This window comes from Algoriphagus sp. TR-M9 (genome assembly GCF_027594545.1).
Classification (GTDB): domain Bacteria; phylum Bacteroidota; class Bacteroidia; order Cytophagales; family Cyclobacteriaceae; genus Algoriphagus; species Algoriphagus halophytocola.
Genome location: NZ_CP115160.1, coordinates 3,376,288 through 3,397,009, shown reverse-complemented (window position 1 = coordinate 3,397,009; position 20,722 = coordinate 3,376,288). Strand labels below are relative to the sequence as shown.

General features: G+C 44.6%; 14 protein-coding genes. 11 read left to right on the top strand and 3 right to left on the bottom strand.

What is annotated here, in order from left to right; translation table 11 throughout:
• The first annotated feature begins 355 nt into the window (after positions 1 to 355).
• From PBT90_RS14105 to PBT90_RS14070, 8 genes are all read left to right on the top strand, one after another.
• Positions 356 to 3,625 carry a SusC/RagA family TonB-linked outer membrane protein gene (locus PBT90_RS14105; RefSeq protein WP_264811234.1) on the top strand — a complete coding sequence of 1,090 codons (3,270 nt, stop codon included), beginning with the start codon at positions 356 to 358 and terminating at the stop codon, positions 3,623 to 3,625.
• A gap of 20 nt (positions 3,626 to 3,645) precedes the next feature.
• Positions 3,646 to 5,451, top strand: a complete 1,806-nt coding sequence (locus PBT90_RS14100) for a RagB/SusD family nutrient uptake outer membrane protein (RefSeq protein ID WP_264811233.1) — start codon at positions 3,646 to 3,648, stop codon at positions 5,449 to 5,451.
• Positions 5,452 to 5,479: 28 nt separating this feature from the next.
• Positions 5,480 to 7,141 (top strand): DUF4957 domain-containing protein, encoded by a 1,662-nt coding sequence (locus PBT90_RS14095; RefSeq protein ID WP_264811232.1) that lies wholly within the window; start codon positions 5,480 to 5,482, stop codon positions 7,139 to 7,141.
• A gap of 85 nt (positions 7,142 to 7,226) precedes the next feature.
• A complete protein-coding gene (locus PBT90_RS14090; protein ID WP_264811231.1) occupies positions 7,227 to 8,720 on the top strand; it encodes a pectate lyase family protein in 1,494 nt (497 codons plus the stop codon).
• Positions 8,721 to 8,725: 5 nt separating this feature from the next.
• Entirely contained in the window at positions 8,726 to 9,109 is a 384-nt protein-coding gene (locus PBT90_RS14085; RefSeq protein ID WP_264811230.1) for a VOC family protein, read from the top strand.
• A gap of 173 nt (positions 9,110 to 9,282) precedes the next feature.
• A complete protein-coding gene (locus PBT90_RS14080) occupies positions 9,283 to 10,611 on the top strand; it encodes a pectate lyase family protein (protein WP_264811229.1) in 1,329 nt (442 codons plus the stop codon).
• Between the two features lie 87 nt (positions 10,612 to 10,698).
• Positions 10,699 to 11,712, top strand: coding sequence for a 3-dehydro-L-gulonate 2-dehydrogenase (gene yiaK, locus PBT90_RS14075; protein WP_264811228.1), 1,014 nt, complete (start codon positions 10,699 to 10,701; stop codon positions 11,710 to 11,712).
• On the top strand, positions 11,709 to 12,737 hold the full coding sequence (locus PBT90_RS14070; RefSeq protein WP_264811227.1) for a Gfo/Idh/MocA family protein: 1,029 nt from the start codon (positions 11,709 to 11,711) through the stop codon (positions 12,735 to 12,737). Before yiaK ends, PBT90_RS14070 begins: the two co-directional genes overlap by 4 nt.
• Before the next feature lies 1 nt (position 12,738).
• On the opposite strand, the gene PBT90_RS14065 is transcribed toward PBT90_RS14070, so the two are convergent.
• The gene (locus PBT90_RS14065) at positions 12,739 to 14,385 is read right to left on the bottom strand and encodes a UxaA family hydrolase (protein ID WP_264811226.1); all 1,647 of its coding nucleotides are present in this window, start codon (positions 14,383 to 14,385) and stop codon (positions 12,739 to 12,741) included.
• Between the two features lie 342 nt (positions 14,386 to 14,727).
• Between PBT90_RS14065 and PBT90_RS14060 the strand changes: the two genes are divergently transcribed.
• Genes PBT90_RS14060 through PBT90_RS14050 form a run of 3 tightly spaced genes read left to right on the top strand, consistent with a single transcriptional unit; the run spans position 14,728 to position 17,520 of the window.
• Complete coding sequence (locus PBT90_RS14060; RefSeq protein WP_396127644.1) at positions 14,728 to 15,714, top strand: TRAP transporter substrate-binding protein; 987 nt, start codon at positions 14,728 to 14,730, stop codon at positions 15,712 to 15,714.
• A 22-nt stretch (positions 15,715 to 15,736) separates the two neighbouring features.
• On the top strand, positions 15,737 to 16,225 hold the full coding sequence (locus tag PBT90_RS14055) for a TRAP transporter small permease (RefSeq protein WP_264811225.1): 489 nt from the start codon (positions 15,737 to 15,739) through the stop codon (positions 16,223 to 16,225).
• Entirely contained in the window at positions 16,225 to 17,520 is a 1,296-nt protein-coding gene (locus PBT90_RS14050; RefSeq protein ID WP_264811224.1) for a TRAP transporter large permease, read from the top strand. The genes PBT90_RS14055 and PBT90_RS14050 overlap by 1 nt, the downstream gene beginning before the upstream one ends.
• A 185-nt stretch (positions 17,521 to 17,705) precedes the next feature.
• Here PBT90_RS14050 and PBT90_RS14045 read toward each other — a convergent pair whose 3' ends face one another.
• Together PBT90_RS14045 and PBT90_RS14040 are read right to left on the bottom strand one after the other, a co-directional pair.
• Positions 17,706 to 18,755 carry a YncE family protein gene (locus PBT90_RS14045; RefSeq protein ID WP_264811223.1) on the bottom strand — a complete coding sequence of 350 codons (1,050 nt, stop codon included), beginning with the start codon at positions 18,753 to 18,755 and terminating at the stop codon, positions 17,706 to 17,708.
• Positions 18,752 to 20,611 (bottom strand): TonB-dependent receptor, encoded by a 1,860-nt coding sequence (locus PBT90_RS14040; RefSeq protein ID WP_264811222.1) that lies wholly within the window; start codon positions 20,609 to 20,611, stop codon positions 18,752 to 18,754. Before PBT90_RS14040 ends, PBT90_RS14045 begins: the two co-directional genes overlap by 4 nt.
• Positions 20,612 to 20,722: the final 111 nt, after the last annotated feature.

Here is a 20,722-nt window from a genome sequence, read left to right as displayed (position 1 = left end):
GCTAATTATCCTTTTAGTAATGTAAAAAAGAGACTGCTTACTGTGGTTTTAACTTGTTTAATATTTGGCAAATAGCTGATTTATCTATTAATAATTTTGATTTATGGATTTTTTTAAAATTCCTTTTGAGAAATTAATTTTATTTAATTATTATGCAATCGATTGCTCAAATGATACTGCAAGTTTGAAGCATTCTTAACAATAAACCCGCAATACGATATGGAATTTCCTCGCATTATGTCTCCTCCAGTGTTTGGCCTGAGAGCAGTCTGCTGAATACAAGCAGAATTTTTCTTGCTCAATTATTACCAAGAGTTTTCCCGAAACATTAAACAATAATCCCTTAAAACTTGAAATGAATTTTACTAGAATCTTTTCGTTAATGATGCTGTCGATGACGGTGTTCGCTGTGGGACTACAAGCCCAGCAGACGCGAATCACTGGGACGGTAAGCAGCGAAGAAGGCGAGTTGCTCCCCGGAGCCACAGTCTTGTTGAAAGGAACGACCATCGGTGCAGTTACTGACATTGATGGTGGTTATGCTATTACAGTGAATGACCCCAATGGTACCTTGGTGTTTTCGATGATCGGAATGGTAGCCCAGGAGGTTGCAATAGAAGGTAGGTCATCTATTGATGTGGTGCTGAATCTCGATATGTCCCAGCTGGAGACTGTGGAGGTGGTTAGCTTTGGATATGGTACAGTTAAACGGACCGACCTTACGGGCTCCGTGGCTTCCATGTCTGGCAAGGAGCTTGCAAAAATCCCTGTGGCTTCTGCAGCACAGGCGATCACAGGTCGACTTCCAGGTGTTAATGTATTGACTACCGACGGTTCTCCTGATGCTGATGTGGTAATCCGTGTCCGGGGTGGTGGTTCCATCACGCAGGATAATGCCCCTCTTTATGTGGTGGATGGTTTTATTGTGAGCAGCATCAGAGATATTCCCCCTACTGATATTGAAAGTATATCTGTGCTCAAGGACGCAGCGGCAACTGCCATATATGGTGCCCAAGCTTCTAACGGCGTGATCGTGGTAACTACCAAGACGCCCACCGCGGGTAAAGTCTCCGTTTCCTACAATAACTTTTTTCAGTTCAAGAACCTTCCCAAAGATCGTCGATATGAGGTGCTGGACCCTTATGAATATGTAATGGTCAACTATGAATATGCCAAATTGAGATCTGAGGCAGATCTGAGGAGATTTGAAAGATTCTATGGAGTATATGATGACCTGGAGCTGTATCAGCAAAAACCGGGTACTGACTGGCAGGAAGAGTTGTTTGGTGATCCTAAGATGTCCATGTACCATAATATTTCCCTCTCTGGAGGTACAGACAAGACTAAAGTCATGCTCAGTTTGACCAATAACTCCGATGAGGGTTTGATGCTTAATTCCGGGTATAATAGAAATGTGATCAACTTCAAGTTGAATCAGGAGCTTTCCAAAAGACTCATGTTTGATGCAGGTGCCAGGATTACCCGTACCGTGGTAGACGGCGCCGGCACATCTGGTAATGCACAGATTAATATCAAAGATGCAGTGCAGACCAGACCAGTGAACGGTATTGCTGATGAATTGGATATAGATGTTACTGAGCTGAACTCAGAAGACGATTTTCAATCATTTTTATTGAGCTTGGTGAGTCCGGTAGAGCTAGCTGAGCAGGACTGGAGAAAGCGCACTGACAATGACTATGTATTCAACGCGGGGCTTACTTGGAACATTACCAATGGGCTGGATTTTAAAACGACCTTCAACGGGTCCAAGACTTTCCGTGAAGATCTGAGGTTCTATGGGCCTTTGACTGGGGAGTCTTTCAATAACGGAGGAAGTTTGCCTCTAGGCGTGAAAACGAATAGGGAAAGTGATTCCTACCGATGGCTGAACAGTGTAAACTGGAAAGTGAATGGCTTGGGTGATAAACATCAATTAGACTTTTTGATCGGACAGGAAGTATATTCTACCGGTGGAAAATATGCCATGATCAGGTCTGAGGACTTTAGGCTTTCCATCACTCCTGAAGAGCTTTTTGCAAATATGACATTTGGTAGAGTGGATCGATTGGAAACCAGTGACAATACGGATTCCAATAGGATTTCTGCTTTTGGTAGAATGAATTACCAGTTCAATGGGAAATGGCTTTTGACAGGTACAGTGAGGGCAGATGCCTCGAGTAAATTTGCCAAAGAAAACCGCATTGGTGTTTTCCCTGCTGTGGCTGTAGGTTGGAAACTTTCCGAAGAGGATTTCTTGGTCAATTCAACTTTTGTAGATGAGTTGAAGCTTAGAGTTTCCTATGGTGAAACTGGAAATGACCGCATAGATGCGACAGCCACTCAGTTTCTATTCCAGGGTTCTACCAATAGAGGTCCGGGATTTGGCAATGTGGACAATGTGTATTACACACCGAGTAGCTCAGTGCTGTATAATCCTGATCTGGTGTGGGAAACCACAGTCAATAGAAACCTAGGTTTGGATTTTACTTTGATGCAAGCGCGGATTGCAGGTAGCTTGGATTTTTATTCCAATACTACCAGAGATCTTCTTTTGCAGTCTGCCATTCCTCCCAACACAGGTTTTAGCTCCCAGTGGGATAATATTGGGAGTACTTCCAATAAGGGTTTTGAATTGGGGATCAATGTGTACTTGATTGATAAGTCCGACTTTTCATTGGCAGTGAACTTCAATACCGGGGTGAACATAGCCAAAATTGAAGAACTAGACGGAACCAATGAGCGCTTCTTCCAGTCCAACTGGGCCAGTACAGATTTGAACAACATCAATGACTACTACCTGCAGGTGGGCGGCAAGCTAGGTGATATCTATGGGTATGTGTCTGATGGTATGTATAGTGTCAATGATTTCCAATCTTATGATGCCGTGACAGATACTTATACCCTGAAGGAGGGGATCCCAAGTTCTGGGGCTGTAGTAGGCAACACCAATATCAAACCTGGCTACATGAAATTGAAGGATTTGAATGAAGACGGGGTGATCGATGCCAATGACCGGAAGGTGATAGGCAACGCCCTTCCAAGAAACCAGGGTGGTTTTGGTCTTACAGGTACATTTAAGGGTTTTGACGCGCAGGTATTCTTCAATTATCAATTTGGGAATGATGTCTACAACACCGGTAAAATCCAATACAACCAGTTCAGAAGAGTTACTTACGGCAATTTGCTGACCACCATGAGCTCTGATAACCGCTTCACCTATATTGATGTGGACGGTTCTTACACTGGAGTGGCTGGAGAAGTAGTTACCGATTTGCAGCAGCTCGGAGAAATGAATGCAGATAAGAATATCTGGTCTCCAAGTAGTTTCGGGATTGCCGGAGCGGTGATTTCTGATTGGGCAGTGGAAGACGGTTCATTTATCCGATTGAACAACCTAACGCTGGGTTATTCTTTCCCAACACCTCTGATTTCCAAGATTGGTCTATCACAATTGCGAATTTACGGAACGGGAAGTAACCTGAAGCTATGGACAGATTATTCAGGGTATGATCCTGAGGTGAGCACTTCGCGCAGCAGTTCTTATGCTGCCTTGACTCCGGGAGTGGATTACTCCTCCTTTCCACGAAGCCGATCTTACACGGTGGGGTTAAATATTACATTTTGATAGACTTGAATTATAAACAGATGAAAATCAAAAATATAATACTAGCGGCAATCGCCGGGCTGAGTTTCTCCTGCAGCGATTTCCTAGATCCAGAATCAATTTCCACATTTGATACCAATTACATTTATTCTAATGTGGACGATGCCAGAAAGGGCGTCAACGCGGTTTATTCACATTTTGGACAGGATGCTTTCCGGTCTAGGCTGTCAAATAACATGGCTGGAAATACCGACATAGAACATCAGAGTGGCTGGACCAGCTCAGGAGATAGATACCAGATTTGGGACCTGAATGCACAGGAAACCAACCGTGATCTGGAGATAGTCTGGACGTATGCCTACCGGGCGATAAGAGATGCAAACATTGCCATAGAAGGACTGAAAGCCAGTGGAAAACTGGAATCTACAGATCCAGTAGAAGCGCGCACCATGAATCATTTGCTGGGAGAGGCAGTGACATTAAAGGCTTACTGGTATAGCATTTTGGTCTATTATTTTGGTGATGTGCCCTACATCACCGATGCACCCAAAGCTGGGAATGAATTTAACCTTCCTAAAGAGGATAGAAATGTGATTCTATCAGGCGTGATCACCGAAATGATCGAGGTGGAAGCTAATATGATGTGGGCTGATGAAACTCCATTTGGAATAGAGCAGGTTACCCGGGAGTATACCTTGGGCATGATCGCAAGAATAGCCCTGCAACGCGGAGGTTATTATATCAAGCCTGACCTTTCTCAGGTGAGAGAGGGGGATTACCTGGAATATTATCTTATCGCTAAAAACTACACTCAGAAGCTAATGCAGCTGAAGGACAGAGAGCTTCCTTCAGATTACCGTCAGGTGTTTTTGAACCAGTCAAAGTTTATCTCTCCGGTGAATGCAGATGTGCTTTTTGAGGTGCCTTTTGCTCTTGGGAATGGAGATGTGGCCTGGAATATTGGTATTACCGTAGAGGGTGGGCCTACTGCCGCACACAGCTTTGGATCCGGAAACAACTACATGGCGATTCCTCCTACCTATTATTTTTCATTTGACACTTTGGACACCAGAAGGGATGTGACCTGTGCGCTGTACAAAATCAATTCGAACTTTGAGAAGGAGTTTGTGAATAACCGCACCAATATCGCTCAGGGCAAGTGGAGTAGACATTTTCTGGAAAACCCTCCTGGATCTTCTTCAGCCAAAGGAACGGGTATCAACTGGCCAATGATGCGCTATTCAGACGTGCTCTTGATGTTTGCGGAAGCAGAGAATGAACTGAATGGCCCCACCGCAGATGCGCAGGAAGCTTTGAAAAGAGTCAGAAGAAGGGCATTTGCGGATAATCTTTGGTCAGAAAAAGTCGATGCCTATGTGGCTGAAGTCTCAGCTAGCAAAGAGGCATTCTTTGAGGCAATTGTGGATGAGAGAGCTTGGGAGTTTGGCGGAGAGATGATCAGGAAGTACGAGCTGATCCGTTGGGGCAATTATTCTGAAAAAATGGAAGAGACCGTAGAGGGGCTAAAGCAAATGGCGGATGATGCATTCAATGGAACCGGCGATCTTCCTGACTACATGTACTGGAAAGTGAATGAATCAGGACAGTTTGTAATCCTTAATCCTAATACTAAAGTCGTAGCTCCACCAGATGATACCTGGAATCAGGTACCATTTCTACTGAGTATGCACAATGAGACACTACAGTATGAAGAATGGATCACCAAGGATTGGGCAAACTACATCAATGGACCAAATCCGGGAGTAGTTAGGTACATATTCCCTATTCCTTCCACGGCTATCAATAATAGCCAGGGCGTGTTGGCTAACGACGGTTATGGGTTTTAAGTAGGTGGAAACAAATAAAAATTCAACGATGAAAATTCTAAATATAAATATCAGGGCTTCACTTTTCATGCTGCTTTTGACAGTGGTGGCAGTCACGGCCTGTAAGGAAGAGGAGGAGATGTTTGAGCAAACCAGGTTGTTTCGGCCTGTGTTGAACGAGGATCTTTATTCCATTGGCAACACCATAGTGGTGGATATGGGTAAAATGAAAAGTGCCGTTTCCTATACCTTGGAGGTCAGTCGCGATACTTTCAATACCGTGGAATATGTGATTGAGACCGACACCGCTTATGTAGAGATCAATAAATCCCTTATCGGGGAGGAGCTTTTTTGGAATACGCTTTATCAAGTGAGGTCAACAGCTCATGCATCCGACCCCATGTATGATAGCAAGGCGGCGGATTTGGGAAATGTTAGAACACAGCGTTTCCCCACCATTCTGAATACCCCAGAGAGATATGATGTCACTGATGTGGCAGCTAGAGTGACCTGGACCAAAGCAGGAGCAGCGGTTACCGGAGTGAAAGTTTTCGCTGCAGATGACTTACAATTAAACAGTCCGCTATTTGATGAGCAAATAGTCAGTAGCGAAGAACAGGAAAACGCCGAGGTAATCGTGGAAGGATTAGATCCTGAGACAGAATATCAGATTGCTATTTACAGTGAGGATGCGCTTCGGGGATGGGTAAATTACACCACCAAAACGCCTGACATAGATCCCACTGCCCCTGGTGTCATAGATATCCGGGACAATGAAAGTCCTTCGGCGGTGGCTGATGCTGTTCTCGCAGCGGCTGACGGAGATCTGATCCTGGTGAAAAGAGGGGTGACCTACGATTTGCCTGATGAACCATTGGATAAATCAATTACCATTCAGGCTGCATACGGTTTTGGAGAGCAAAAAGCAAAGCTGTACACCACCGGTAACTGGAATATCGCAGAAGGTGCGCAGATCGATCATATCCGATTTATAGACTTAGAAATCCGGGGAGAAGATTACTCTGGCGATTATGTATTCAACCCAAATACAGAAGGTGTGAATGTAAGAGAGGTTCTATTTGACAACTGCGAAATAGGAACTGTAAGAGGGATTTTCAGAATACGAGGCACGGTAGCGCTGGAAAATTTCGTAATCCGAAATACCCTCGTAGATAGTGTAGGAAGCTATGGGATTTTGACCACCGACACCAATCCTAGTGAAGAAGAAATGACTGCTCATGTGGATAATATTTTGCTGGAAAATTCCACTTTCAACAAGATTCAAAATGGAATTACCTCAAGAAACAATTCCATATCTATCATTATCGACTCCTGTACTTTCGGGAATTTCATCAAAAGTGGCAATAGGATCTTTAGATACAGAGGTGGCGATGGGAATAACGATGTCAAAAATGGCATTTCCATTACCAACAGCATCTTCGGGCATGGATGGGACGAAAGTGAATCAGAAAACTATGCCATCAGAGGAATGGAGGGACTGGAAAATACAACTTTCAACATTGTGAATAACTATAGTACAGGGGACTTTAGCTTCTCCGACGGTGAGATCCCAGGTTTTCCTATCGGAAATTACTCCGGTGGACAGGCTGATCTATGGGTAAATCCAGATACCAATGATTTCAACTTCAAGGACAATGGATTCGCAGGTAGGTTCGATACCGGTGCGCAGCGCTGGAGAGTAGTGTTATAATTAAATAGATAGATAATTGGGTTACTATTGTTGATTAAAAGGGTGTGGCATTTGTCACACCTTTTTCTTGACTTATTACTTTACTATGCTAAAAACTAAACTGCTGACGCTAATAGTTACCCTAGTGCTGGGATGCATTATTTCTTGTTCAAATTCCGAAATCGATCCGGTGATTGATGGTTCTGAGGATCCTATAGCGGAAAATATCCCAGCCTATGAAGGCCCGGTGTATGCTTTTCCGGGTGCGGAGGGTTTTGGACAGTTTGCCACCGGAGGACGTGGAGGCAAGGTCTATTATGTTACAAAACTGACAGATGATGGCTCGGTAGGTACTTTGAGACATGCAGTCAGTCAAAGCGGCAAAAGAACCATCGTATTTAATGTAGCCGGTACCATTCAGTTAAGGTCCAGGCTGCTGATTAATTTCGGGGATTTGACCATTGCAGGTCAGAGTGCTCCGGGAGGAGGAATTACCATACGGGATTTTCCGGTGGTGATTAATGCCAGCAATGTCATTATCCGCTACCTGCGTTTTAGGATGGGAGACGAAGCAAAACAGCAGGGAGACGCTTTGGAGGCCAGATTTCAAAAGGACATTATTATCGATCATTGCTCGATGAGCTGGTCCACAGATGAGACCGCGACTTTTTATGCCAATGAAAATACCACTTTGCAATGGTGCATCATTTCTGAAAGCCTGAAAAACTCTGTTCATGAAAAAGGATCGCACGGATATGGAGGTATTTGGGGTGGGAAAAATGCGAGCTTTCACCATAATCTACTAGCGCATCACGATAGTAGAAATCCAAGACTTGGCGAAGAAGCTGGAAAAGCCTTTGCCCTGACGGACAAGGTAGATGTCAGGAATAATGTGATTTACAATTGGGGTTCCAATAGCACTTATGGAGGGGAGGCAATGAACGTAAACCTCGTCAACAACTACTACAAGCCGGGGCCGGCTACGCCGACCGGCAGCAAGCGAAATCGAATAGTTTCTATTGATAAAAATAAGAATTCAGGAACTGAGGTTTTTGATATATGGGGTAAGTTTTTCATTGACGGCAATGTGGTGGAGGGAAGCATACAGACCAGTTCGGATAATTGGAAGTATGGAGTACTCAACCAGTTTCATTCCAGCTACGGCGTAGTGCCAGAAGCTGAAATCGCTGCCCTCAGGCTAACCCAGCCGCATGATATTTTGGACAATGTGCACACGCATACTGCGGAGGAGGCGTTGGCTTTGGTCCTGGAACACGCGGGAAGCTCCAGGCTGAGAGATGAAGTGGATCTGCGTATCATTAAAAATCTGGAGGAAAACAGTTACTCCTTCGAGGGCTCCTTAGGTAGCACCCATGGCATCATAGATTCTCAGGCTGACGTAGGTGGATGGCCGGTATTGGCAGAAGGGGAACCTGTCACAGATAGTGATCTGGATGGGATTCCGGATTCTTGGGAAAATGAAAATTCCCTAGATCCTCAGGATTCTACTGATGCTGCTAAAATTAAATCCGGTACACCTTACTCTTATCTGGAGATTTATTTAAATAGCCTGATCAAAAACTTTCCCATCAAAAATTAAAATTTATGAAATTCGAACATTTTGCCGTCAATGTGCCCAATGCAAAAGCCACTTCACTCTGGTATGAGGAGCACTTAGGACTGAGTGTTAAAAAGAAAATGGCCGAGGCACCTTATATGACTTTTTTGGCTGATGACAGTGGTAGTGTGATGCTAGAGCTTTATTCCAATCCCAAAGGTGAAACCTTGGATTTTGAATCCTTACATCCCCTGGCAGTTCACTTGGCTTTGGTTTCTGAAGATCCTGCTGCTGATAAAGAGCGATTGATAGCAGCCGGAGCCTCAGCGGTCAGTGATGATGTATTGCCGGATGGCTCGCATTTGGTGATGCTGCGCGATCCATGGGGGATCTGCCTTCAACTTTGTAAAAGAGCCGTTCCGATGATTTAAGGATCTCCAGATTTCCCTTTGGTCTGTGACAGGCTCTTTCATTTCCCATGTCAAAGGATAAAGAATGATAATTGAAAAAATATGAAATCGAGCATGTCGGAAGCGACACACACTAGCATGGTTATAAACGCTGCGAGATTCCATGTGACAATTAAAAAACAAATTATAAACACATGAAACTACCCTATGTACTAGTGCTGATTTGGTTGGTGTATAACTCATGTGCTGCGCAGGAGGTGGGCTTACCAGATGAAGAGAAACCTTTGGCTTTTCCCTTTGCAGAGGGGTTTGGTAAGTACACCACAGGTGGTCGGGGAGGGGAAATATATATAGTTACGAACCTCAATGATGACGGTCCGGGCTCCCTTCGTGATGGGATCCAAAAGAAGGAGCCTAGAATCATAGTTTTTGAAGTAGCTGGAAACATTATATTGAAATCCAGTTTGGATATCAACCATGGTGATTTGACCATAGCCGGGCAAAGTGCACCGGGTGGCGGTATCACCCTGCAAGGTTACCCGATCAAGATCAAAGCGGATAATATCATCATTCGCTACATACGTAGTCGACTAGGCGACCTCAGCAAAGTTCAGGATGATGCGATGAGCTCAATACGGAATAAGGACATCATTATTGACCATTGCTCCCTGAGTTGGGCTACTGACGAATGCGGGTCTTTTTATGACAATGAGAATTTCACCCTACAGTGGTCGATTTTATCTGAAAGTCTAAACAAATCCGTGCACGAGAAAGGTGAACATGGGTATGGAGGCATATGGGGAGGCAAAAAAGCTTCATTTCTATATAACCTTCTAGCCGATCATAATAGCAGAAACCCCAGGTTCAACGGAGCCCGATACCATAAGGAACCTGCTAGGGAATGGGTGGATTTCCGAAACAATGTAATCTATAATTGGAAAGGAAATAGTGCTTACGCAGGGGAAGAGGGACAGTACAATATTGTGAACAATTACTTCAAGCCTGGCCCGGCGACTAAATCTAATCGGGATAGAATAGTAGAACCTTACGAACCTTATGCCAGTTTTTATGTCTCCGGCAATGTGATGGAAGGATCCGATCAAGTGACGGAAGACAATTCCCTGGGAATTCAAGGAGTGGATCCAAACCTGGTAGAAGCGGCAAAGGAGTTTGATTTTGCTAATGCAGTAACCATGACAGCCTATGAGGCTTTCAAGGCTGTATTGAACAGGGTAGGAGCCAGTGCTTTTCGAGATGAGGTCGACCTACGGATCGTCAAGGAGGTGGAAATTGGTCAAAACCAGTTTGGAAGTGAAGGAATCATCGATTCACAAACTCAAGTGGGCGGTTGGCCTGTTTTGCCAAAGGGAGAGGTTTCTCTCGATACGGATAGGGATGGAATGCCAGACCAGTGGGAAGTGGCAATGAATTTGAACCCCAAAGATCCTTCAGATTCTAAAGAATACACCTTGGCTAAAACCTACACGAATGTGGAAGTCTATCTGAATAGTCTGCTGAGATAAAAGGCTAGAAATGTTGATTTGCTCATGGAAATCCCACCATAGGCTTTAACTTAGAAGACTCCCAGTTTTAAGAACTTTTCCAAAGCCATGAATGATTTGAAAATTCCCTTTGAAGAACTGAAGGCCACGCTTTTTAGGGTTTTGCTGAAATACGGATTTACCGAAGAAAGAGCGCGTCAATGTGCGGCACTTTTCGCAAAAACCGACCTGGATGGTGTTCGGTCTCATGGAGTCAACCGCTTTCCTCTTTTTCTGGAGTTTATCAAAAGGGGGCATGTGAAACCTGAAAAAACACCATCTATTCAAAGCAAAATCAGCATGTTTGAGCGCTGGGATGGGAATTATGGGCCAGGAAATCTCAACGCTAAGTTTGCCATGGAGAGAGCAATTTCGCTGGCAGGTGAATTCGGGATAGGATGCGTATCTCTTGCCCATACCAATCACTGGATGCGTGGTGGAAACTTCGGCTGGCAAGCTGTAGAAGCGGGATGTATAGGGGTTTGCTTTACCAATACCAAAGCCAATATGCCGGCTTGGGGAGGCAGTGAACCTAAGCTGGGAAATAACCCACTGGTGATCGGGATTCCCCGTGCTGAGTATCCTGTAGTTTTGGATATGGCTATGTCCTTATTTGCCTACGGCAAAATGGCACTGTATAAAAATAAAGGGCAGGACTTGCCGTTCGAGGGAGGGTTTGATTCAGCAGGCAGTCTCACGAAAAACCCATCCGAAATCATAGAAAATGAACTGGCACTGCCGATGGGACTTTGGAAAGGGGCTGGGTTTTCGCTGGTTTTGGATATGCTAGCGGCGATTTTGTCAGGTGGAGATGCTACCCATGAAGTTGATAAAAGTGGTGATGAATTTGGGCTTTCTCAGGTGTTTTTATGCTTTGATCCAAGTAAACTGGAGTTAAACGAATGGATGGAAGCTAAAGCGGAAGAGATTATAAATGACCTCAAAAGTTCCTCGGTTTTTGAAGGAAAAGAAGTGAGGTATCCTGGCGAAGGAGTGCTGAGGACAAGACGAATAAACACAGAACATGGAATCCCAGTAGATGCAGAAATCTGGGACAAAATCAATAAAGAGCTAGAGTCATGAGAAAAATAGGAATTGTCGGGGGCGGATCCATTGCGCTTACACATGCCAAGGTGATTTCCGAACTCGAAAATGCGGAATTGGTAGGAGTTTGCATACACAGCAAAGAAAAAATCGAAGAATCCAAAGCGAAATTTGGCGTGCCTGTCTATGTGCATTTGCAGGAATTCCTGGAAATCCCTGGTCTGGAAGTGGTTTGCATCTGTACTCCTAGTGGTTTGCATCTAGAGCCAGCTTTGGCTGCTGCCAAAGCCGGTAAACACGTGATGGTGGAAAAGCCTATTGAGATCACCCTCTCTAGAGTGGATGAAATGGTCCGAGCCTGCGAGGATGCGCAGGTAAAGCTCGCGGTGATTTTCCAAAACCGATTTTCTGATGATTACCGGAAGCTAAAGCAGGGGATTGATTCCGGGGTTTTTGGCAAGTTGATCATGGGCAATGCACATATCAATTGGTTCAGAAATGCGGAGTATTACAGTTCGAGCAAGTGGAAAGGAACGCTGGAAGGCGACGGAGGCGGTGCGCTGATCAATCAGGGCATACACACCATAGACTTGCTTTTGGATGCCATGGGAGAGGTAAAGACTGTATTTGGGCAGGTACAGACTGCACTTTATCCGATCGAGGGGGAAGACCTGGGGGCAGCTTTGGTGAATTTCGAAAGTGGTGCTTTGGGAAATATCACTGCCGCCACATCACTTTATCCTGGATATCCAGAGCGATTGGAGATTTTTGGGAGTAAGGGTTCTGCCATTTTAGAAGGTGGCAAACTGATCGCCTGGAATGTGATGGGGGAGGAAAATGCTGAATTGTCAGCTGCCGCTTCGGCATCCGGATCATCGGATCCCAGCGCTATAGGACATAAGCTGCATCTGGCTCAGTGGGAGAGATTTCTGAAGAGCCTGGACCATGACGCTGCTGTGGTGGTAGATGCAAAAACGGCCCGAAAATCAGTGGAGCTGATCCGGGCCATTTATAAATCTTCGGAATTAGGGCAGCAGGTAGTTTTTCCTTTTGCTGACCTTTAGGTTAAAGGGATACGCCTCTTTTCCAAGGAATGAAATCATCCTGGCCTAGGATCATAGCTTTGGACTGCTCCTCTCCACTGGCAATTTTGATTACTTTATCCAGGATTTCTTCACCCATTTCCTGAATGGTTTTCTCACCTGAGATCACATATCCGGTATTGATATCAATGATGTCTGGCATTTTTTCAGCCAGCTTGTGATTAGAAGACACTTTGATCACCGGTGCAATAGGATTGCCGGTAGGTGTACCCAGTCCGGTGGTAAACAGGATCATATTCGCTCCAGAACCGGCCATTGCAGTGGTGCTCTCCACATCATTTCCCGGAGTACAAAGCAAATTAAGCCCTGGGTTTTTTACATATTCTCCATAGTCCAGCACATCCGTAACCGGGGAGGTGCCCCCTTTTTTGGCCGCGCCGGAAGACTTCATCGCATCAGTGATCAATCCGTCTTTGATATTGCCCGGTGATGGGTTCATGTCAAAGCCTGAGCCTACAGCTTCGGCAGAAGCGGCATAGGCCCGCATGAGTTTGGAGAATTTCTCCGCAGATTCATCCGTCACACATCTATTGATGAGATCTTGCTCTACGCCGCAAAGCTCAGGGAATTCGGATAAGATGGCTTTTCCTCCCAAAGCCACCAGCAGGTCTGCAGCATAGCCCACGGATGGGTTTGCGGAAATTCCAGAAAAGCCGTCTGAACCACCGCATTCCAGACCTACGGTCAGTTTGCTAAGCGGGGCAGGTTTTCGCACTTCCAGATTGGCCTCTGCCATGCCTACAAATGTTTCTTTGATTGCGCGGGAAAGTAACTGTTGCTCTGTGCCTTCCTTTTGCTGCTCCAGAATGATCAGCGGTTTGCTGAAGTTCGGGTTGATTTTAGCCAGTTTTTCTTCCATGTAAGAGGACTGGGCATTTTGGCATCCCAGGCTCAGTATGGTCGCTCCAGCTACGTTGGGGTTGTTCACATAGCCGGCTATCAGGGTACAAAGAGCCTCAGAATCCTGTCTGATACCTCCGCATCCTCCTTGGTGGTTGAGAAATTTAATTCCGTCAATATTTTCGAAAAGCCTGTCCTGTGGCTTAGAAGTCAGGGTTTCTACTGCTACAGTTTCAATGGATTCCTTCTTGCCGCTTTTGTACATGGCGGCCATTTCCTTCACCATTTTTTTGAATGGATTGGGTTTACTAAAGCCAAGCTCCTCTACAAAAGCATCTTTGATGATGTCCACATTTCTGTTTTCGCAGAAGACCATAGGCACTACCAGCCAGTAGTTGCCGGTGCCTACCTGGCCGTCAGGTCTATGAAATCCATTGAAGGTTCTGTCTTTGAATTTGCTGATGTCCGGAGCATCCCAGTGATAATCTGTGGCTTTTTTGCCAAAATCTTCCGCTTCATGGATGACGTTTTGTGTGCTGAGCACGCCACCTTGAGGAATATCAAAAAGAGATTTGCCTACTATACCTCCGTACATGTAGATTTTTTCATCCTTTGGCAGGTCTGAAATTGCAAATTTGTGCTTGGCGGGAATGTCATTCAGCAAAGTGATGTCTTTGCCCGAAAAAGGTATGATTTCTCCTGCGGAAAGGTCTTGCAAGGCAACTAAAACATTGTCCTTTGGATGAATCTGTAATGTTTTATGGTTCATTGAATTTATTGATTATATTGCGCAATCGATTGCGCAAAGTACGTATTTTACTTTAAAAAACGAAAGGCGCTTCGATATTATAATTCTCCTTGAAAGAGAGGCTTTTCGGGGATCTGTTAAACGCTAATTTGATCTTAAGTAGATTTAATATTCACCTTCAACTAAGTGGTAATTACTTCCAAGTTAACAGGAAACAAAAACTACTCAGCTATGGAAAGTATAAATTTAACAAAAAATTGGGCAACCGCACTAGGTTTAACGAATCGATTCCGTAGATGGGGCTGAATTTTATTCGAGAAAGGTTTATACTTGTCTTTAGCTTCAAAAATTATCAATTGACCCATGGTAAATAACTGTAAAAAGTTTTTTCATTTTCTAGTGATTCTGATGTTTCTGGCTTCTTGCCAAGGAACTAGCTCTAAACGTATAATCAAACTCGGCCATGGACTAGGTGTAACCCATCCGGTGCATGAGGCCATGCTTTTTCTAGCAGAGAAAGTAAAAGAAAAATCCGGAGGAGAGATGATCGTGAAAATCTATCCCAATCAGCAATTGGGAAGCGAGCGAGAGCTGGTGGAGCTGCTGCAGATCGGTAGCTTAGGGATGACTAAGGTTTCTTCTGCCGCTCTGGAGGGCTTTGCCCCGACCATGCAGGTCTTTGGCATGCCTTATCTTTTTAGAGATGATGATCACCAAAAGAAGGTTCTACAAGGTGAAATAGGCCGAAAGCTACTATTGGATCCGCAGAAATACCTGCTTCGAGGGCTCTGCTACTATGATTCCGGCAAGCGGAGTTTTTATACCAAAGATAAACCAGTGGAGACGCCTGAAGATTTGGCTGGATTGAAAATCCGCGTGATGGAAAGTAATACAGCTTCTAATATGGTGAGAAGCTTGGGAGGATCGCCGACCCCGGTTTCATTTGGTGAGCTTTATACCGCTTTGCAGCAGGGGATAGTAGATGGGGCTGAAAATAACGCCCCAAGTCTCTACACCTCCAAGCACTATGAAGTTTGTAAGTTTTATAGCATTGATGAACATACTGCCTTGCCGGATGTGATGATCGTGAGTACCAAAGTTTGGGAAAGTCTGAGTGAGCAGGAGAAGCAGTGGTTACAAGAAGCAGCAGATGAGTCTGCTACATACGAGTATAAAATCTGGGCGGAATCTACAGCGGAATCATTGCGGGAACTGGAAAAAGCCGGGGTCACCATCACGTATCCTGATAAGGAGCCTTTTCGTGCTGCGGTAGAATCTATGTACACCGACTTGAAGACCCAGCAACCTGAAATCTATAGGATTGTAGAAGAAATTCGAGCAGTAAAATAACCATTAACCCAAAGTATTTGATATGTTTTCACCCCAATCCAAGTTGAGTCTGGATAGATGGATCGCACATCTTCTGATTTTCTTGATGGCACTTATGGTGCTCAATGTGACCTGGCAGGTCGTTTCACGCTATGTATTTCAAGATCCTAGCTCTTTCACTGACGAACTTTCCCGCTATATGCTTATTTGGGTAGGAATGCTAGGTGCAGCCTATGTGGCTGGCAAAAATGAACACTTAGCCATAGATATTCTACTCACCAAATTGGATGAAAAAGCCCAGGATAAGCTGATGATTTTGATCAATTGCTGCGTCATGGTTTTTGCGCTTGTGGTTATGGTGATTGGTGGTTCTAACCTGGTCTACCTGACTTTTATTTTAGAGCAAAAATCCGCCGTATTACAAATCCCTTTGGCATATATCTATGGTATCATCCCATTCAGTGGGCTTTTAGTGATCTACTACCAAATCGTCGCGATTAAATTTTTGGCAACTCTTAAACCCGCTGTATAATGGAAGTATTAAGCGTATTGATATTAGTGATTTCATTCTTGTTCTTTTTAGGTATAGGGGTTCCGGTGGCCTGGAGCCTGGGGCTTTCTGCTATGCTGACCTTGATGGTGACCGTGCAGACTATGCCGGCTATTACTACCATTGCCCAGCGTATGGGTACAGGGTTAGACAGTTTTTCGCTGCTCGCTATTCCGTTTTTTATTTTGGCGGGAGAGTTAATGAACAGAGGTGGTATCGCCAATCGATTGATAGAATTTGCCAAATCTCTGACCGGAAGAATGCGTGGGGGCTTACTTCACGTAAATATCATTGCAGCCATGCTGATGGGAGCTATTGCTGGATCTGCAGTAGCAGCGGCTTCTTCTATGGGGGGGATTTTGGGTAAAAGAATGGAAAAAGAAGGCTATCCCAAGGAATTGGGAGCTGCGGTAAACATCACCTCCTCCACCACTGGTTTGGTGATACCTCCTTCTAATGTACTTATAGTGTACTCCCTGGCTTCAGGAGGTGTATCAGTGGCAGCACTATTTGTTGCCGGATATCTGCCGGGATTGCTGGTGGGAGGGCTGTTGATGATTACGGCGGCTATTATGGTGAAGATTCACAAGCTTCCAGCAGGAGAGGGATCTAATTTAAAGACCATTTTGAAAACCTTCTGGAGCGCTGTCCCTAGTTTGTTTTTGCTGATTGTGGTTATAGGGGGAATAATTGGTGGAGTATTTACAGCTACTGAAGCCTCTGCTATTGCAGTAGTTTATTCTCTGGTATTGTCGCTTATCTACAGAGAGCTGAAGGTTAAAGATCTTCCTGCAGTTTTGCTTAAGTCAGCGGAAACCACCGCAGTGGTAATGCTCCTGATTGCGACTTCCATGGCCATGTCATGGGTGATGTCCAGTGAAGAAATCCCTCAAAATATCTCCAATGCATTATTGGGGCTCAGTGATAATATCTTTGTGATCTTGATTATGATCAATTTGCTGCTGCTCTTTGTAGGGATCTTTATGGACATGACCCCGGCAGTCTTGATATTTACCCCTATCTTTTTGCCAGTGGTGACTGCTTTGGGAGTGGATCCTGTGCATTTTGGAATTATGATGGTTTTGAATCTTTGTATTGGACTTTGTACTCCGCCTGTAGGATCTATTCTATTTATTGGTGTGGGCGTAGCGAATACTTCTATTCAAAAAATCTTAAAACCCATGTTGCCATTTTATGCTGCCATGGTTTTGGCCTTGATCCTGATTATGCTTTTCCCTGAGATTACTCTTTGGCTTCCAAGAGTATTTGGAGTGTAAAAGCGATTGAAGTTAAAGAATAATAAAACGAGGCTGTCTCAAAAGGCTTCTACGAGTCTGATTGAGGGGAGTCGAAGGCCGATTTCTGTAAATTAGGCTACATTTCGACTTCGCTAAATGTGACATGCATACTTTTGAGACAGCCCGATTAAAAGTCTTCTTTACTACACGGATAGGACTTTGACTCAGTAAACCAAGAACCCGGATGGCCCTCTACCTGCCTCAAAAGTTCTGATTACAGAACCAGTTTCAGAAAGAACAGTTACGATGCCGTTTCCTTGGAAGCCATTTGAATTAGAGACGTAAATCTGATCCAAGTTATGGTCGTAACCAATGCCATAGAACCCTGATCCTGTCATTAATTCCGTAACAGTCGCAGCGTTTCCTTCTATGTCAATACTCAGCACGGCATCATTGTAATCTGGCCACCCTGAGCTAGTCAACACATACATTTCATCGTCGCCATCGAAAGCGATTCTGCTAGTAGCATTGGCCACTGGTACGGTGTAAGTAGTGCCTAGAGTTAGGCTGCTCAGATTTACAGTATAGAAAATCACCTCATCGGCTGCCACTGCATATACCCAAAGAATCCCGTCTTCAGCATAGAATTGCCGAGGTGAAGCTTCCAGGTCAAGGGTCGTAACTACAGCTTCCTGAGTGGCATCGATAATTTCGATTTTGTTTTCTTCAGAACCAGCTACAATGATGTAATTGCCATGAGCGAAAAGGTCTTCAGGTTTGTTTGAAACTTCGATTTTCTTGGAAACTACTCCGCCGTCTAGACCATTTACCACTGCTACATAAGAATCTGGAGTGCCGTAATTAGCGTCATAAGGGCCATAATCGCTGATGAAAAGCTTATTGCCATTTACAGCCAGAGATCTCGGCTGGTCCAGATCGGCTACCACAGCACCTGAACTTTTGAAATCCCCCGGATTGACGATCTCCACTTTACCGGTATTTGCCACCAAATACAATCTGTCGGCTTCCAGCACCATGTCTTCCAACAAACCTGCAAATGGGCGTGCATTTTCTGCTTCAAAAATGTTTGGAAGCAGTTCTTTCGTGTTTGGGTTGAGGTGATAGACTTCTCCGTCATTGGTACCGAAGTTCCCCTCATTCATGATCAATATGCCGGATTCATACTTGCCTAATGGCTTTTCATCTCCACTGTCGGAGCAGGCAAAAGAGATAGAAATCAAGGCTGAAGCCCAGAGAAATTGTTTTAAGTTCATAATAGTATGGATAAGTTAAATTGAAAAGATCTTCCTGGCATGGCTCTCAAGTAGAGCACCTGATAGTCGGTGTCGAGAATATTGTTGATTTGAAAACTGAGTGGAAAACGGACTTTGCCCAGCTGAATTCCGCTGTAGCCAAGTCCCAAATTGAAAAGCTGATAAGATGGCATCAGGCGCGGGTTATCCGCCGTAACTGATCGTTCTCCCACGTAAAATGTGCTCGCAAAGGCCGAAAAGTCCTGCATCTCTACTCTGAGTTTTGCGTTAGCCTGATGCTGTGGAGAGTAAGGCAATTGCTTGCCTACCGATTGGTCATTTTCGTCCGTTCCTTTGGTGGTTACTGCTTTGGAGAAGGTATAGGATATATTTAGATCCCAATTCCAAGTCCCAACAGTTCCATCCAAACTTCCTTGATATTCTACACCTTCATTACTGACCTTTTTGATATTTTCCGGAGTCCAGAAACTTCCTTTTGGCAGCCAGATTATCCAGTTATCCACAGACATTTTGTAATAAGTCAAGCTTTGTTTCCAGTTAAGATTTCCTGTTTTGTTCCAAGTCAGGCCGATTTCTCCGCTTAGGCTTTCTTCGGGAAGTAGGTCTGGATTGCCTCCGGGATTCCAGAATCTATCATTCAGCGTCGGGACTTTAAAGCCTTTCCCGAAGGAAGTTTTAAGTTGTAAGGACTGCGAGTTTCTGTTCCAAAAGCTCCAATCCATTCCAAGGTTGGGAGTAAAGGGAGCAAAAGTGCCATCATAAACCAATTGCCTAAGATTTAACGCAAATGAGAGCTTTTCAGAAGGGGAGAAATTTGTGCTTTGATACAACTCAATTCGATTATCCTCAGCTTGGTAGGTGCTGAGATCACCTTTGGTCAGCGTATATCTGGTGCCAAATTTTGAAGTCCATTTGGTGGAAATTTCCTGATCCCAATCACCAGCCATAAAGTATTGTGTGCTGTTGTTTTGACTCGCATTGAACAGTTGCTCATTTCTTACAAAACCCGTTTTCAGATTCCAGACCGATTTTTCTTCAAAATGGAAATAATCTATTACAGCGCGGAAAGCTTGATCTTCCTGTTCATCTTCAGTGTTTGAGCCGATGACAGGCTGAACTTCCCGGTTGGTTTTATTCCACCAGAAAGCTGTTTTCAATTGGTTGTTTTCATTCAGATTCCAAGCCAGATCCTGTGCAAGACCGATTTGCTCAAACTGCGCATGATCTTCTTTTACTTCCGGCGTACCAAATTGTCCCAAGTCTTTGTAGGGAAAATTGTTTTTGGCAAACTCCCTGTAAATTTTCGTTTTGCTACTGAAGTTAGAGGTAGAAAATCCTGCAAAAGCTGAAGAATTAAACAAACCAAAGCTTCCGAACTGCTGAGAAATTCTAGCCTGAAACCCCTTGGCAAATTCGGTTTCGGTGCCTAAATGAACAGAACCTCCAATGGCTTCATTTCCGAAAAGTGCTCCTGCATTGCCGAACTGCAAACTCACTTGATCGATGGCGGAAATAGGTAGAATGGATAAGTCACTTTGCCCGAGTGAGGGACTGTTGATGGGTAAGCCGTTCCAAAAAACTGCAGTATGACCTGCTGAAGTACCGCGAAAAGATGGGGAAGCGATCATTCCTGCTCCGTATTGCCTCACGAAAACCGGTGATTGCTCTTGCAAAATATTTCCAAGAGATCTTCCCTGGAAGTCCTGCAAATCCTTTTTTGACCAGCTGATAACTTTTTGCCCTTGGGCAAATCTATCCAAAGCCGGCGCATAGACTTCCACCTCAGCCAGAGGAATCGTATCCTGACTGATCGGGCTAAAGCCCACAAAAGAGTAAACCCACAAGAGCAAAGTCATGCCTGATCGAATTAGTTTAAATCCGATTCGGGCTTGAAGAGAAATGGGAAGAAAGGATCGGAACCGCAAAATGCGACTCGGGTACATTCTTCGTCGCTTTTCCTCCGAAAG

Bases quoted from the DNA above. Each gene is read 5' to 3' on its own strand.
- PBT90_RS14055 (WP_264811225.1), top strand. From the start codon at position 15,737: ATGTTTTCACCCCAATCCAAGTTGAGTCTGGATAGATGGATCGCACAT.
- PBT90_RS14105 (WP_264811234.1), top strand. From the start codon at position 356: ATGAATTTTACTAGAATCTTTTCGTTAATGATGCTGTCGATGACGGTG.
- PBT90_RS14045 (WP_264811223.1), bottom strand. From the start codon at position 18,755: ATGAACTTAAAACAATTTCTCTGGGCTTCAGCCTTGATTTCTATCTCT.
- PBT90_RS14070 (WP_264811227.1), top strand. From the start codon at position 11,709: ATGAGAAAAATAGGAATTGTCGGGGGCGGATCCATTGCGCTTACACAT.
- PBT90_RS14095 (WP_264811232.1), top strand. From the start codon at position 5,480: ATGAAAATTCTAAATATAAATATCAGGGCTTCACTTTTCATGCTGCTT.
- PBT90_RS14085 (WP_264811230.1), top strand. From the start codon at position 8,726: ATGAAATTCGAACATTTTGCCGTCAATGTGCCCAATGCAAAAGCCACT.
- PBT90_RS14090 (WP_264811231.1), top strand. From the start codon at position 7,227: ATGCTAAAAACTAAACTGCTGACGCTAATAGTTACCCTAGTGCTGGGA.
- PBT90_RS14040 (WP_264811222.1), bottom strand. From the start codon at position 20,611: ATGACTTTGCTCTTGTGGGTTTACTCTTTTGTGGGCTTTAGCCCGATC.
- yiaK (WP_264811228.1), top strand. From the start codon at position 10,699: ATGAATGATTTGAAAATTCCCTTTGAAGAACTGAAGGCCACGCTTTTT.
- PBT90_RS14080 (WP_264811229.1), top strand. From the start codon at position 9,283: ATGAAACTACCCTATGTACTAGTGCTGATTTGGTTGGTGTATAACTCA.
- PBT90_RS14050 (WP_264811224.1), top strand. From the start codon at position 16,225: ATGGAAGTATTAAGCGTATTGATATTAGTGATTTCATTCTTGTTCTTT.
- PBT90_RS14060 (WP_396127644.1), top strand. From the start codon at position 14,728: ATGGTAAATAACTGTAAAAAGTTTTTTCATTTTCTAGTGATTCTGATG.
- PBT90_RS14100 (WP_264811233.1), top strand. From the start codon at position 3,646: ATGAAAATCAAAAATATAATACTAGCGGCAATCGCCGGGCTGAGTTTC.
- PBT90_RS14065 (WP_264811226.1), bottom strand. From the start codon at position 14,385: ATGAACCATAAAACATTACAGATTCATCCAAAGGACAATGTTTTAGTT.